Origin of the sequence: Methylobacterium sp. E-005 (assembly GCF_022829725.1) — a bacterium.
Lineage (GTDB): Bacteria > Pseudomonadota > Alphaproteobacteria > Rhizobiales > Beijerinckiaceae > Methylobacterium.
Genome location: NZ_JAKSYG010000171.1, coordinates 1 through 13,523 on the forward strand (window position 1 = coordinate 1; position 13,523 = coordinate 13,523).

At 70.7% G+C, this 13,523-nt stretch carries 13 protein-coding genes; 4 read left to right on the forward strand and 9 right to left on the reverse strand.

The window, feature by feature from the left end:
- Window positions 1-297 precede the first annotated feature (297 nt).
- Window positions 298-1,293: a helix-turn-helix domain-containing protein gene (locus MKK88_RS18180; protein ID WP_244002141.1), complete on the reverse strand. Its 996-nt coding sequence runs from the start codon at window positions 1,291-1,293 to the stop codon at window positions 298-300.
- A 704-nt stretch (window positions 1,294-1,997) separates the two neighbouring features.
- Between MKK88_RS18180 and MKK88_RS18185 the strand changes: the two genes are divergently transcribed.
- On the forward strand, window positions 1,998-2,549 hold the full coding sequence (locus tag MKK88_RS18185; protein WP_244002143.1) for a sigma-70 family RNA polymerase sigma factor: 552 nt from the start codon (window positions 1,998-2,000) through the stop codon (window positions 2,547-2,549).
- A complete protein-coding gene (locus MKK88_RS18190; protein ID WP_244002145.1) occupies window positions 2,546-3,250 on the forward strand; it encodes an anti-sigma factor domain-containing protein in 705 nt (234 codons plus the stop codon). Before MKK88_RS18185 ends, MKK88_RS18190 begins: the two co-directional genes overlap by 4 nt.
- Window positions 3,251-3,291: 41 nt before the next feature.
- Here the strand turns inward: MKK88_RS18190 and MKK88_RS18195 are convergent, their stop codons facing one another.
- From MKK88_RS18195 to MKK88_RS18225, 7 genes are all read right to left on the reverse strand, one after another.
- Entirely contained in the window at window positions 3,292-3,861 is a 570-nt protein-coding gene (locus MKK88_RS18195) for a fasciclin domain-containing protein (protein WP_244002148.1), read from the reverse strand.
- 114 nt (window positions 3,862-3,975) lie between these two features.
- A complete protein-coding gene (locus MKK88_RS18200) occupies window positions 3,976-5,028 on the reverse strand; it encodes a DNA polymerase III subunit delta' (protein WP_244002149.1) in 1,053 nt (350 codons plus the stop codon).
- A 380-nt stretch (window positions 5,029-5,408) separates the two neighbouring features.
- A complete protein-coding gene (gene tmk, locus MKK88_RS18205; protein ID WP_244002151.1) occupies window positions 5,409-6,119 on the reverse strand; it encodes a dTMP kinase in 711 nt (236 codons plus the stop codon).
- 10 nt (window positions 6,120-6,129) lie between these two features.
- The gene (locus MKK88_RS18210; RefSeq protein WP_244002153.1) at window positions 6,130-7,362 is read right to left on the reverse strand and encodes a D-alanyl-D-alanine carboxypeptidase family protein; all 1,233 of its coding nucleotides are present in this window, start codon (window positions 7,360-7,362) and stop codon (window positions 6,130-6,132) included.
- A 147-nt stretch (window positions 7,363-7,509) separates the two neighbouring features.
- Window positions 7,510-8,931: a septal ring lytic transglycosylase RlpA family protein gene (locus MKK88_RS18215; RefSeq protein WP_244002155.1), complete on the reverse strand. Its 1,422-nt coding sequence runs from the start codon at window positions 8,929-8,931 to the stop codon at window positions 7,510-7,512.
- A 499-nt stretch (window positions 8,932-9,430) separates the two neighbouring features.
- A complete protein-coding gene (locus MKK88_RS18220; RefSeq protein WP_244002157.1) occupies window positions 9,431-9,769 on the reverse strand; it encodes a ribbon-helix-helix domain-containing protein in 339 nt (112 codons plus the stop codon).
- Window positions 9,753-10,400 carry a ParA family protein gene (locus MKK88_RS18225; protein ID WP_244002159.1) on the reverse strand — a complete coding sequence of 216 codons (648 nt, stop codon included), beginning with the start codon at window positions 10,398-10,400 and terminating at the stop codon, window positions 9,753-9,755. Before MKK88_RS18225 ends, MKK88_RS18220 begins: the two co-directional genes overlap by 17 nt.
- Before the next feature lie 371 nt (window positions 10,401-10,771).
- Here MKK88_RS18225 and MKK88_RS18230 point away from each other — a divergent pair, with 371 nt between their 5' ends.
- Both MKK88_RS18230 and MKK88_RS18235 read left to right on the forward strand, forming a co-directional pair.
- A complete protein-coding gene (locus MKK88_RS18230) occupies window positions 10,772-11,332 on the forward strand; it encodes a PAS domain-containing protein (protein ID WP_244002161.1) in 561 nt (186 codons plus the stop codon).
- 198 nt (window positions 11,333-11,530) lie between these two features.
- Window positions 11,531-13,168, forward strand: a complete 1,638-nt coding sequence (locus MKK88_RS18235; RefSeq protein ID WP_244002163.1) for an acyl-CoA synthetase — start codon at window positions 11,531-11,533, stop codon at window positions 13,166-13,168.
- Between the two features lie 144 nt (window positions 13,169-13,312).
- Here MKK88_RS18235 and MKK88_RS18240 read toward each other — a convergent pair whose 3' ends face one another.
- Window positions 13,313-13,477 carry a hypothetical protein gene (locus tag MKK88_RS18240; RefSeq protein WP_244002165.1) on the reverse strand — a complete coding sequence of 55 codons (165 nt, stop codon included), beginning with the start codon at window positions 13,475-13,477 and terminating at the stop codon, window positions 13,313-13,315.
- Window positions 13,478-13,523 lie beyond the last annotated feature (46 nt).

Genomic DNA, 13,523 nt, shown 5'->3' on the forward strand with positions numbered 1-13,523 from the left:
GCCACCGACGCGGGCACCGCCCCATCCGCAGACCCGCCCGGTCAGCCACCGGGCGGGCCCCCGAGGGACGCCCCGGGATCGCTCCCGAAGCGCCGCGGACAGGTGGCGGCTAATGAGCACAAAATAGGAACATTGTCAAGGCGTGGGGGGCCAGAGCCCATCCCGGTCGTTCAGATGGCTTTGACGATATCCCACAAACGGACTTTGCCGGCTGCGAGCGGCCAGCTGCTTGCATACCGTCGGCTTACGGAATGGGGCGCAGTGCGCTGGCGAAAGGCTGTTCTCGACCCGTGCGGGTCACTCAGCTGCCTTGGATGATGGCGTGTCGGCAGAAACGGTTGGCTGCACACCCAGTCCGTGCACCTGCCGGTACTCACGCGGGGTTGTGCCGTAGCGATCCTTGAAGCGGCGGGCGAAGTGCGCCTGGCTGCTGAAGCCGCAGCCGTAGGCCAGCATGCCGACGGACAGGTGGGCGCAGGCAGGATCGGCCAAGCGCCGGGCGGCCGCCGCGAGCCGGCGCTCCCAGATGTAGTCGGAGATGTGCCGGCCGCGCTCGTGGAACAGCTCCTGCAGCCGACGCAGGGACACGCCGACCGCGGCGGCGAGCTGCGGTGGATCGAGGGTGGCGTCACCCGAGTGAGCCTCGACGTAAGCCTTGGCGCGTTGGACCGTAGCGTTGCCGTGGACGGAGCGGGGCACCTCCTGCGCTATCCGTTCGGCGAGACCGGCCACGACCAGATCGATCCCAATCGACGCCATGCGCGCCGCGCTGTCGGGACTGAGCCGATCTCCTACGCGGATCAATTCCTGGACGTAGGTGCTCGCGAGCGTCGTAGAGGCGAGGTTGGCCTCGACCGCGAGGGCAGTGAACAAGTGAGACGGGCCCAGTACATTCTCCAGGCGCTCGCGCGGTAGGTCGAGGACCAGGAAGCTGCCGGTCTCGATCGCGCTCACGCCCGGGCGATGATCGAACACGACGAAATCGCCGGTCCGACAGACCGCCTCGCGCCCATTCTGCTGGACGGTGTGGCGGCCGGATTGGGTGAAGGCCGCGTAGAGGCGATCACCGCCGCTCCGCCGAACCGCCTCGGGTGTCACTTCGGCCCGGGTAGAACTTTGGACGCTACGTGTGATCGGCAATGATCCGATCCCGGCGAACTCGATGCGGCCGTGGAACGGCGCAGCGTCGAGGTTCTGGATCTCAGTCGGCACCGTCTGATCGCTTATCATCTCCCGCCATTGGCGGAAGGCGATCCTGGGATGCAGACCCTCGGTCGAGAAAAGCGGTTGCATCCGCGATCTTGCCCACAACTCGCCCAACGATGGCGGAGATTTAAGGGATTTCCCGCCTATTGTATATAATATATTTAATTTGACCTCGAGCGATAGCTGAGAACGGGCCGGAGGACGTCCATTCTGGCGGAGAGCCGGTAGCCTCAACCTCTATGTCCGCCAAACGATCGTTTTCTCGACCATCGCAGGAAATTGATGTTGAGCAGCGTAAATCTCTGCTGCCCGGTCGGCTATTCAGATGTCGGTAAAATGGGTGTTTCAGGCGTCCATAGCAGGAATGCCGGAACGTCGGGTTTGGTGCGTCGCGCTACCAAAACCGGATATTCGCCGTCCAGCCAGATCATGCTGAACGTAGACTGTCCGTTTTTTGAACGCGCCCTTCAAGCCGACCCGCAGAGAGCCCCCTCATGCCAGACTTGCTGGTCTGCCGGTGCATGACCGCTTTCGGGAAACCCCAAGCCTTGATGACACGGCGGGCTCGAGACGATACCGCCGCCCTCCGCCACCTCCGCCGGATTCCCGAACGGCGACAGACGCGGCGATCCACCTCTGCGTCGGCAGAGCCATCGAATCGCAGTTCGAAAATCCGAGCCCGCGGCCCGATCACCCCACCAAAAGTCTCGTCACCACGCCGAAGCTTGGTCTAAAGCAGAATCCGGATGGGCGTCCGATCGAAGGCGCCTCGACGTTCGTGGGGAGCGACCTTGGCCGACGACGCCACGCTGCGGCGGCTGCTTGCGGGGATCGCCCGCGGAGAGGCGGACCAGCTGGCCGAACTCTACGATCGCACGAGCCCGAAACTCTATGGCCTGATCCTGCGTATCCAGCGCGATCGGGCCTCGGCCGAGGACGTGCTGCAGGACGTCTACATGCGCATCTGGCAGGCTGCAGGCACCTACAGGCCGGAGGCCGGGCCGCCGCTGCCCTGGCTCTGCACCATCGCGCGTAACCGCGCCATCGACAGCGTCCGGCGGGTTGTCGAGCATCAGGGGCCGGACCTGGACACGGGCGAGGATTGGGTGGCGCGGCTGATCGATCCGCACGATGGGGCGGCGGCGTTCATGGACCGGAGCGCCCTCCTGGCCTGCCTCGGCCGGCTCGATCCCCTGCACCGGGACTGCGTGGTGCTGGCCTATTGCGAGGGGCAATCGCGGGAGGACCTCGCCCGGCACTTCGACAGGCCGGTCAACACGATCAAGACCTGGCTGCACCGGTCGCTCGCCGGCCTCAAGACCTGCCTGGAGGCGGTCTCGTGAGCGGCGGCGGCGCGCCCGGCCCGGGGCCGACGCCCGATCCCGAGTTGCGGGCGGCCGAATACGCCCTCGGGACGCTCGACGCCCAGGAGCGGGCGGCCCTGGAGCGCGATGCGATCCGCGATCCCGAGACGGCCGGCCGGATCCGCGCCTGGGAGCGGCGTCTGGCGCCGCTGATGGGGGCCGTGCCGCCCGTGGCGCCGCCGCCGCGGGTCCGCGCGGCGCTGCTGCGCGCGCTGCCCGACGGGGCCGCTGGGGCCGGGGACCAGCTCCGCCAGCTGCGCCTTCGGTTGCGGCGCTGGCAGGTCGCCGCGGCAGGAGCCGGCCTGCTCGCCGCCGGCCTCGCGCTGTTCGTGGCGATCGGCCCCTCCCGGAGCCCGGCGGGCGGGCGCTATCTGGCCGTCGTGCAGGGGGGCGGGGCGGTGCCGGCGCTGATCGTGCGGGTCGACACGCGGACCGGCCTCGCGCAGGTCAGGCCGGTCGGGGCCGATGCGCCCGCGGGGCGGAGCCTGGAACTGTGGTACGTCGGCGCCGAAGGCCCGAAGCCCCTCGGCCTCGTCGGCGGGGCCCCCAGCCAGGTGCGGCTGCCCCACAGCGCGGCGCCGGACGGGGTGATCGCCGTCTCGGTCGAGCCGCCGGGAGGCTCGCCCAGCGGCCAGCCCACGGGTCCGGTGATCTACACCGGCAAACTGATCGCCGAATGACCGGAGGCCCGCAGCCCTCGCGGGCCGCGGGCCTTTACGCCTTACGGCATCAGCACGGCGTTGATGACGTGGATGACGCCGTTCGACTGCATGACGTTCGGGATGGTCACCGTGGCGGTGTTGCCCTTCTGGTCGGTCACCAGAACCTTCTTGCCCTGCACCTCGACGGCGAGCGGCTCGCCCTCGACGGTGGTCAGCACGCCCTGTCCGCCGCCCTTCTTGGCCAGCGCCATCAGGTCCTTGGCGGTGTAGACGCCCGGGACGACGTGATAGGTCAGGATCTTCGTCAACGTCGCCTTGTTCTGCGGCTGCACGAGGTTCTCCACCGTGCCCGGCGGCAGCTTGGCGAAGGCCGCATTGGTGGGCGCGAACACCGTGAACGGGCCCGGGCCGTTCAGCGTGTCGACGAGGCCGGCGGCCTTCACGGCGGCGACCAGGGTGGTGTGATCCTTCGAGTTGACCGCGTTCTCGACGATGGTCTTCTGGGCGTACATCGGCGCGCCGCCGACCATCGGGTTCTTGGCGTAGGCCGCGCCGCTGGCGCCGAGGCCGAGCGCGAGGGTCAGGGCGAGCGCCTTGGCCGTGCGGCGGCCGGTGTTCAGGGTGAGCATCGTGTGTCCTTCCGTCCGAGCCCCGATCCGCGGGGCAGCGCGCGCCCTTACGGGGCCGACGGAGGGAAAGTTTCGCGGGGGTGATGCAAACGCGCGGGATCGCGACGAACCGCCCTACGCCACCTCCGCCAGATCCCCGAACAGCGACAGCACCACCGGGCGCCGGTCGAGGTTGTAGGTGGCGGCCTCCCGGGCGGCGCGGCCGAACCGCTCGGCGACCTCCACCAGGGCCGCGAGGCGCACCGGCGGCTCGTCGCGGCGCCGGTCGAGCTCGGAGGAGACGAAGCGCAGCACCGCGTCCTGGGCGGCCTCGAACCGCGCCTCCGCGTCGCGCCCCGCCAGGGTCTCGGCGAGCTTGAGCACCCGGCCCCAATCGGGATTGCGCGCCCGCGCCAGCAGGGTCTCCACCTCCGCCACGAGGCCGGCGGTCACCGGATCGAGCATCGCCAGCGCCCGGGCGACCGAGCCCTCGCTCAACGACACCGCCCGGGCGAGCGCCAGGTCGTCGGGCTGCGGGAACGGTTCGGGCAGGGCACGCACCACCCGGGCGACCTCCTCAGGACCCAGAGGCCTCAGCATCAGCGCCCGGCAGCGGGAGCGGATCGTCGGGAGCAGCCGGCCGGGCTGGTGCGACAGGATCAGGAACAGGGCCCGGGGCGGGGGCTCCTCCAGCACCTTGAGCAGGGCGTTGGCGGCGTTGGCGTTGAGATCATCGGCGCTGTCGAGGATGCAGACCCGCCAGCCGGAATCGGTGGCCGTCGACGCGAACAGGTCGAGCGCCCGGCGGACCATGTCGACCGCGATCTTGGTCGGCAGCGCCTTGGCGCCCGCCACCCGGTGGCGGCGCAACGCCACGAGGTTCGGATGCGACAGGCCCGCGACCTTGCCGGTGACGGGATCGTCCGGCGCCACGTCGAGCCCGGCCGGCCCCCCGCCCCCGGGATGGGCGAGCAGGCGGCGGGCGACCCGGTAGGCCAGCGTCGCCTTGCCGATGCCGGGGGCGCCCGCGATCAGCCACGCATGGTGCAGGCGGCCCGCCGCGATCGACGCCGCGAAGGACTCCGCCGCAGCCGTGTGGCCGACGAGCGTCAAGGTCTCGCGCGGACGCGGGATGCCGGGCAGGTCGCCGGGCTCGACGTCGTCGGCGGCGCGGTCGATGGGCTTCATGGCGCGTCCCGAAATCTCGTCCCCGCGGGTTCCAGCCCCTCTGGCGACCCCGCTCCGGCTCCGCTTACAAAGATCGGCAGGCGGCGCCCAGCGCCTCGGGGCCGGTGGTGCATTGGCCTCGCACGGTGGGCCTCACCAACCCACTCCGCGACGGCCGCACGCGGCCCGATGCGGCCGGGAGTGCAGAGAATGGTTCTCTCTCTGGCATTCTCAAGATCGGAAAATGGCGAGTGGAGGTTCCGTCTCCAGCTCGCCATTCATCCCATGATCTTGAGTTGGCTACACCTTAACGGGTGAATGCCAGGGATCGGCGGTAGCCCCCGCCGGTCCCACTCCCGAAGATAGCGCAGGTGGGACGCGCCGCAAACCGTCCGGCCCGGTCACGCCGCATCGCCCCGCGCGCCCGCCCCTGGCAGCAGATCCGGCAGCCGCGCCGCCACCGCGTCGCGGATCGCCCCCTCGACCGAATCGGGGTCGCGGCTCGCATCGATCACCGCGCAGCGCTCCGGCTCGGCCCGGGCGATCGCCCGAAAAGCCTCCCGCAGGCGGATGTGGAAATCGAGGTTTTCCGCCTCGAACCGGTCGGCCCCCTGCCCCGTCCGGGCCCCGCGGCCGGCCGCGCGGGCGAGGCCGGCCGCGGGGTCGAGGTCGAGGATCAGGGTCAGGTCGGGCCGGGTCGGGCCGACCACGACCCGCTCCAGGGCGTCGAGCACACCCGGATCGAGGCCCCCGGCCGCCCCCTGGTAGGCCCGGGTCGAATCGATGAAGCGGTCGCACAGGACGGTCTCGCCCCGGCCGAGCGCCGGGCGGATCAGCCGGTCGAGGTGGTCGATCCGGGCCGCGTTGAACAGAAGGGCTTCGGCGAAGGGGCCGTAGGGCTTGGCGACCCCGCCGAGCAGCGCCGTCCGGATCTCCTCCGCCCGGGGCGAGCCGCCGGGCTCGCGGGTCACGCACACGCCGTGTCCGGAGCGCGCCCGCAGGGTCGCGGCGAGGCGGGCGATCTGGGTCGACTTGCCGGCCCCCTCCCCGCCCTCGAAGCTGATGAAGGCGCCCCGCGCCCCCGCGGAGTCGCCGATGCGTGGCACGGTCACGGCAGCACGGTCACGACGGGTTGGCGGCCCCGGCCACGGCCTTGTCGCCCCCCTTGTCGCTCCCCTTGCCGGCCCGGTCGAGGGCCTTGCGCACGAGCCCGGTGCCGAATTCCAGCGCCGCATCCATGGCCCGCTGCGGCAGCGTGCCGGGCTCCACCGCGGCGCCGGCATAGAGCGGCTGGTCGAGGGCGACCGTGTCGCCGCGCTGGACGCGCAGCACGCCGACCCGCTGGCCCTCCTCCACGGGGGCGACGAGCGGCCCGGTATAGATCGCCTTGGCGCTCACCCGGTCGCTGGAGCCGCGGGGCAGCAGCACCCGCACCGGCTTCTTGGCCACCAGCGGCACCGAGCCCGCTTGTCCGCCGAACACCGAGGCCTCGGCCACGGTCTCGCCGGGCGCGAAGACCTGCCGGGGCTCGAACGCGCGAAAACCCCATTCCATCAGCTTGCGCGACTCGGAGGCCCGGTCGCGGGCGGTCTTGAGGCCCGAGACCACCAGCACCAGCCGCTGGCCGTTCTGCACCGCCGAGCCGGTCAGCGCGTAGCCGGATTCCTCCAGGTAACCGGTCTTGAGCCCGTCCGCGCCGATATCGAGGGCGAGCAGCGGGTTGCGGTTCTGCTGGCGGATCTTGTTCCAGGTGAACTCCTTCTCGGAGAAGATCTTGTAGTAATCCGGGTAGGTCTCGATGATGTGCAGGGCGAGCTTGGCCATGTCCCGGGCCGTGACCTTCTGGTCGGGCGCCGAATAGCCGGTGGCGTTGCGGAAGGTCGAGTTGGTCAGCCCGATCTCCTTGGCGCGCTGGTTCATCAGCCCGGCGAAGGCCTCCTCGGACCCGGCCATGTTCTCCGCGATGGTGATGGCCGCGTCATTGCCCGACTGGACGATCAGCCCGCGGAGCAGGTCCGCCATCTTGATGCGGCTGTTGACCTGCGCGAACATCGAGGAGCCGCCGCCCCCGGCCCCGCCGCGCTTCCACGCGTCCTCGGTGACGGTGAACTCCGTGTCCATGGAGAGGCGGCCGGATTTCAGCGCCTCGAACACGATGTCGGTGGTCATCAGCTTGGCCATGCTGGCCGGGGAGAACCGCTCGTCGGCGGCCTTCTCGAACAGGACCGAGCCGGAATCGGCGTCGATCAGGATCGCGTGCGGCGCCGCGGTCTGGAAGCTCTGCGCGCCGGCGCCGGCGAGGCCGGCCCCCAGCGCACAGGCGGCCGCGAGAAGGGTGAGAAGGGTCCTGCGCATCGCCGCTCCGTCCCGCGCTCGTCGCCCGGCCGGAGGCAATCCGGCCGTATCCAATAACAAGCGTGACCATATTACGGTTTCGGCGCCGGATCGAACGCGAAATGCCGCATCGTCGACCGCCGCTTCAGGGGCGGACGTGGCCGGGGGTCAGTAGATCCCGGCCATGCGGGACGGCCGCGCCTTGGCGGCCGCCTGGGTTGTCGCGCCCTTGGCCGCCACGCTCTTGACGGGGGCGGCTTTGGCGAAGGTGATCTTGGCCGGAGCGACCGGGGCGGAAGCCGTCTTGACGGCGGCCTTGGCCGGCGCGGCCGCGTGCAGCGCCGACGCGCGCGGGGCCGCCGCGACCTTGAACGGCATGATCCTGGCCGCCGGGCCTTTGGCAGACACATCCCGGGCGGGCGCCGCGGAGGCGAGGCGTGCCATGGCCAGCTTGGCCGGAACCGGCATCGCCGCCCCGCCCTGGGCGAGCCGGGTGGGCTCGTGGGCGCCGGCCCGGCCGGGGGCCGAACCCGGGTGGTGAGCGGCCTCCGCCACGGCAACACGGCCGGAGGCGGCTGGCTTCAACGCCCCGCCATGCCCGGTCGAGGGCGGGGCGAGGGCGGCCGGGTTGAGACCGGCGACCTTCAGGCTTGCGCCCTGGGCCGCGACCGGCATCGGGTGGAACTCCCGCACCCGCTGGGCGGTGGGCTGAACCGCCGCCGGGACCGTCACGGCCGCCGAGGCCAGCACGATCGGGGCGCGGATCGGTGCCGGCCGCGGCGCCGGGGCGGGTTCCTCGCGCGCCTGCGCGGGTTCCGGCAGGGGTTCCTGCACGCGGTCTTGCACGGGTTCTTGCACGCGGTCCTGCGCGGGCTTGAAGGCGAGCGGCGCGGGGGTGGCGCGTTCGTAGCGCTCGGTCTCCGCGGCGGGGCCGAGATCGGCCACCATCACGGCGGAGCGGCCGGCCGGGCGCCCGTCGGTGCGCAGGCTCGCCAGCAGCTTGCGGTCGTCGCTGCCGGCGACCGAGGCCTTGCCGACATACTCGACGCGCACATGCGCGGTGCCCTTGCGGTGGAAGCCCAGGGCGTCGGCCGCCTCCTCGGAGACGTCCATGACCCGCCCGGCATGGTAGGGGCCGCGATCGTTGACCCGCACCACCATCGAGTAGCCGTTGTCGAGATTGGTCACCCGGGCGTAGCTCGGCAGCGGCAGGGTCGGATGGGCGGCCGCGATCGAGTGGCGGTCGAACACCTCGCCGTTGGCGGTCATGCGGCCGTGGAAGGCTGAGCCGTACCAGGAGGCGAGACCCTCCCGCACATAGCCCCGCGGATCCTCCTTGGGCACGTAGGTCTGACCGGCGACCACGTAGGGCTTGCCGGTGTAGCGGCGTCCGCCGCCCTTCGGGATGACGTCGCCCTCGTTGTAGAGGCGCGGGCTCGCTTTGACCCCGTATTTCGGATCGACGCCGTTGCCGGCGCTGAGCCTTTGCTGGGGCTGGGTGGCGCAGTTGGCGGTGGCCAGGGCCACGCCCGAGACCGCCAGGAGCCGCAGGGCCAGGCGCGCAGGCCGGGGAAGCGTCGTGCGCACCATCGTGGGGATCACCAAACTCTACGCGTGACCAGGGTCCGGCAGCGGACCGGACCCGGCCGTGCGAAGAGGCACCGGCCGGGTCCACCCACACTTGTATTGGTTGCGTAAAGGAAGCCTGAACGCTGTCCGCAGCCGGGGTTCAGGCGCCGCGTCCGGCGGGGCCGGGCGGGTTTTGCATGATCGCAGGGTGGATCGGTAAGGTTCTGACAAGGCAACGAAAAGCGGCTTCTGCGACACGCCGCTCCCGCCCTGAGCCGAGAGATTCAAGACTCTGGGCCGGCATCAAGTTTCTCGACGGAACGTGACCGGCCCCCCTCCCGCTCGGGAGAGGGGCCGGTCGCGCTCTGCGGCCAGTGTCGATGTCTGCTGGAGATATGTGAAGATCGTAGCCCCTGGAGAGGGGGAGCGGGCATGCGAATCCGATCGCGCGTTCTCACGGGCGATGTCCGGAGCCGCGAGCCCGCAAAAGGGGAAAGGCCCGGCGCAGTGCCGCCCGCCCTCAGCGGCCCTGCGTCTCGGTCAGCTGTGCGATCGAGCGGGCGCCGCGCTGCTTGAACAGCAGATCCAGCCCCTCCAGCATCAGGGCATGCATCTTGGTCCGCTCGGCGAAGGCGAGGTCGCGGAGCTGGTCGTAGACCGCCGGCTCCAGATAGACCGACATCTGCCGGGCGCGCTGCTTGAGCGTGGCCGCCGGCTTCGGCGCCGGGGGCGCGAGGGTGAGCGCGACGATCTCGGCGCCCTGCGGCCGGGGCGTCGGGGCGGATCGGGCGAGGGGCTTCGCCTGCGGGCTCGCCGAGGCGACGATCGCCGCGAGGCTGAGCTTAGGCGGCTTGGACATGCTGGCCCGTCCTCAGGGACTGCGTGCGGCGCTCGATCCAAGACCAGAGGCGGCGGACCTCCCCGGCGGCCTGGCCCTTGGGGTTGAACTCTGTGACGCCCTGGCCGAGGCCGATCGCGTCCTGATGGTCGGTGCGGGCCACGATGTTGACGTCGGGCAGGATGCCGAGCACCGCGAGCCCGTCCGCGGCGTCGCGGACCCGGTAGGAGCGCGGCGGGGTCTGGTTCAGCACGAAGGCGAACTTCTTCTCCAGCCGGTAGACCGCCGCCAGGGTCGGCTTGAACGCCCGCAGGTCCGCGGGGGTCGGCCGGCACGGGATGATGCAGAGGTCGGCCGCGCGAATCGCCGAGAGCGTGCCGGTGGAATCGACGCCGGGCGTATCGATGAACACGTAATCGTAGGCGGAATCGCGCAGGCGCTCCATCACGGCGTCGATCTGCGTAGCGTCGATCTGTGCCACCTCCGGGCCGTCGACCGTGCGGTGGTCCAGCCAGTCCGAGATCGTGGCCTGCCGGTCCATCTCCAGGATGCAGACCGTATGGCCCGCCTCCCGGGCGGCCACCGCCAGGGAGATGCACAGCGTGCTCTTGCCGCTGCCGCCCTTCTGCGTGACGAAGGTGATCGCTTTCATCCTGGGCGTCCTCCAGAAGGCCCCGCGCGTCCGTCCGGGCGCGTGCGACTCCGGGTCACTGCGCCGTCGGGGCCAACCTCAGGTGACCGATTCGCATACGTCTGCGATCCGAAACCCGGGGATGCCCTGACGCACGGTGTGTCCGATATGGTTAACGGGGCGTTAAGATCGGCCCTGGCGGCGATCCGCGCGGCGCAATCCGCCGCCTCCGGTCCCTCATCAACTTTAGGTTAAGATTTTTGCCCTGAAATGGGTTAACAGACTTCCCATGGGCGCGGCGATACTTTAGCTTAGGCCGGGCGACAACAGGGAGGCAGCGGAGGTTGAAAACCTCAAGTTTAAAGACACTGGATGTTCCTGCGAGCGATGGCATGGCCGAAGCCCCGATCCCGCAATCCGTTCTCGACGCCTCCGGCGTGGTCGGCACGTGGGTCCACGATTACTGGGCCGGGCAGCTGGAACTCTCGGCCTCCTTCGCGGACCTGCTCGGCCTCGACCCGGAGGCCGCCGCCAGCGGCGTCTCCCTCGAAACCTTCCTCGACCGCACGCATCCCGAGGATCGCGTCCGGATCGAGAGCTATCTGCACGCGGCTGCGGTGATCGGCGGTTCGATGGAGGCGGAGTTCCGGACCCGGGACAGCCGCTCGGGTATCCGCACGCTGCTGATGCGCGGCCGGATCGAGCGCGATTCGGACGGCCGGGCCACCCGGGGGCGCGGCATCGCCATCGACCGGACCGAGGAGCAGGCGGCCAACCTCGTGCAGAGCGAGCGCGTGGTGAACCGGATGGCGGAGCACGTCATCGCCCTGCGCGACCTCGCCCGCGCCCTGCACCGGCCGGCGCTCACCGATCGGATCGAGCACCTGATGATCGAGATCGGCTTCGAGCTCGCCCGCTTCCTGCCGGAGCCCGAGGACGAATCGCGGCATTAGCGCGGGGATTCAAAGGGCTCCGTCCTCGGGCGGATTCTCAGGGCGGAGCCCTGGGGCTTGGTCCTGGGGCTTGGTCCTGAGACGGTCACCAGGGCTCCGCCCTGGACCCGCGAATGGGCGCGTCCTTTCGAAACCACGACTGGAGCCGCCGCCGCCGGCAAGCTACTGTCCCGGCAAAGACTTGCCGGGGAGGACGGGATGGCCCGCGATACGATCTACGACCGCGATCTCGATCGCGTTCCGGCCAATCACCAGCCGCTGACCCCCCTGCTCTACCTGGACCGGGCCGCGCGGGTCTTCCCCGACCAGATCGCGGTGATCCACGGCGCCCTGCGGCGGCCGTACCGGGCGCTCTATGCCCGGGCCCGCCGCCTCGCATCGGCACTCGCCGCCCGGGGGATCGGCCGCGGCGACACGGTGGCGGCGCTCCTCGCCAACACCCCCGAGATGATCGAGTGCCACTACGGCGTGCCGATGACCGGGGCCGTGCTCAACACCCTCAACACCCGCCTCGACGCCGCCGCGATCCGCTTCTGCCTGGAGCACGGCGAGGCCAAGGTGCTGATCACCGACCGGGAGTTTTCCCGCACGGCCGCCGCGGCGCTGGAGGGATTGGCCACCCAGCCGTTCGTGATCGATGTCGACGACCCGGTCTATGACGGACCCGGCGACCGGCTCGGCGCGACCGATTACGAGACGTTCCTCGCCGGCGGCGACCCCGAGCACGATTGGTCCCTGCCCGGGGACGAGTGGGACGCGATCACGCTGAACTACACCTCGGGCACCACGGGCGACCCGAAGGGCGTGGTCTACCACCACCGCGGCGCGGCTTTGCTGGCGCTCGGCAACGTGGTCACGGGCGGCCTCGGGCAGCACCCGGTCTATCTCTGGACCCTGCCGATGTTCCACTGCAACGGCTGGTGCTTCCCCTGGACCCTGTCGATCGTGGCCGGCACCCATGTCTGCCTGCGGCAGGTCCGGGCCGACGCGATGTACCGGCTGATGGCCGAGCACGGGGTCACGCATCTCTGCGGCGCGCCGATCGTGATGCAGATGCTGATCAACGCCCCCGATGCCGAGCGCCGGGAGCTGAGCCGGCGCGTCGCCTTCTTCACGGCGGCCGCGCCGCCCCCCGAGGCGGTGCTCGCCGGCATGTCGGAGGCCGGGTTCGACGTGACCCACCTTTACGGGCTGACCGAGAGCTACGGCCCGGCGGTGGTCAACGCGTGGCATGCCGACTGGGACGCGCTCGCGGCCGACCAGCGGGCGGCCAGGAAGGCCCGCCAGGGCGTGCGCTATCCCGTGCTGGAGGCCCTCGACGTGCGCGATCCCGACACGCTGGAGCCGGTGCCCGCCGACGGGCGCACGATCGGCGAGGTGATGATGCGCGGGAACGTGGTGATGCGCGGCTACCTCAAGAATCCGGCGGCCACGCAGGCCGCCTTCAAGGGCGGCTGGTTCCGCACCGGCGACCTGGGGGTGAAGCACCCGGACGGCTACGTCCAGCTCAAGGACCGCTCGAAGGACATCATCATCTCAGGGGGCGAGAACATCTCGTCGATCGAGGTCGAGGACGCCCTGTTCAAGCACCCGGCGGTGGCGGGCGCCGCGGTGGTGGCCAAGCCCGACGCCAAGTGGGGCGAGACCCCCTGCGCCTTCGTGGAGCTGAAGCCCGGGGCCTCGCCCAGCGCCGACGAGCTGATCCAATGGTGCCGGGGCCGGCTCGCGTCCTACAAGCTGCCCCGCCACGTGGTGTTCGGCGAGTTGCCGAAGACGTCCACCGGCAAGGTGCAGAAGTACATCCTGCGCGAACGGGCCCGTCAGGACGAGGCCTGAGCCCGGTCCGGCTCGCGCGGGCAAGGTCGGGTTTCGAAAGGGCGAGCCCTTTCGCGGGTCCAGGGCGGAGCCCTGGTGAATGCCTCAGGGCTCCGCCCTGAGAACCCGCCCAAGGGCGAGCCCTTGGGGAACCCCGGACTTCGATCAGGCCTGCGGCGGATCCCGACGGTCGGTGCGCACCGGGACGCGGACGGCCCGCAGGTCGGCCGCGATCTGGGCGAAGAACGCCTGGAACGACACGAGGCTGAACAGGGCGATGGAGGCGACCAGGGCGGCGGAGACCAGGGTCTTGGCGGTTGCGGGGTCCACGGCTTGAAGTCCTTGGCTCTAGTCTCGCCCTGGGAGATCCGGGCGA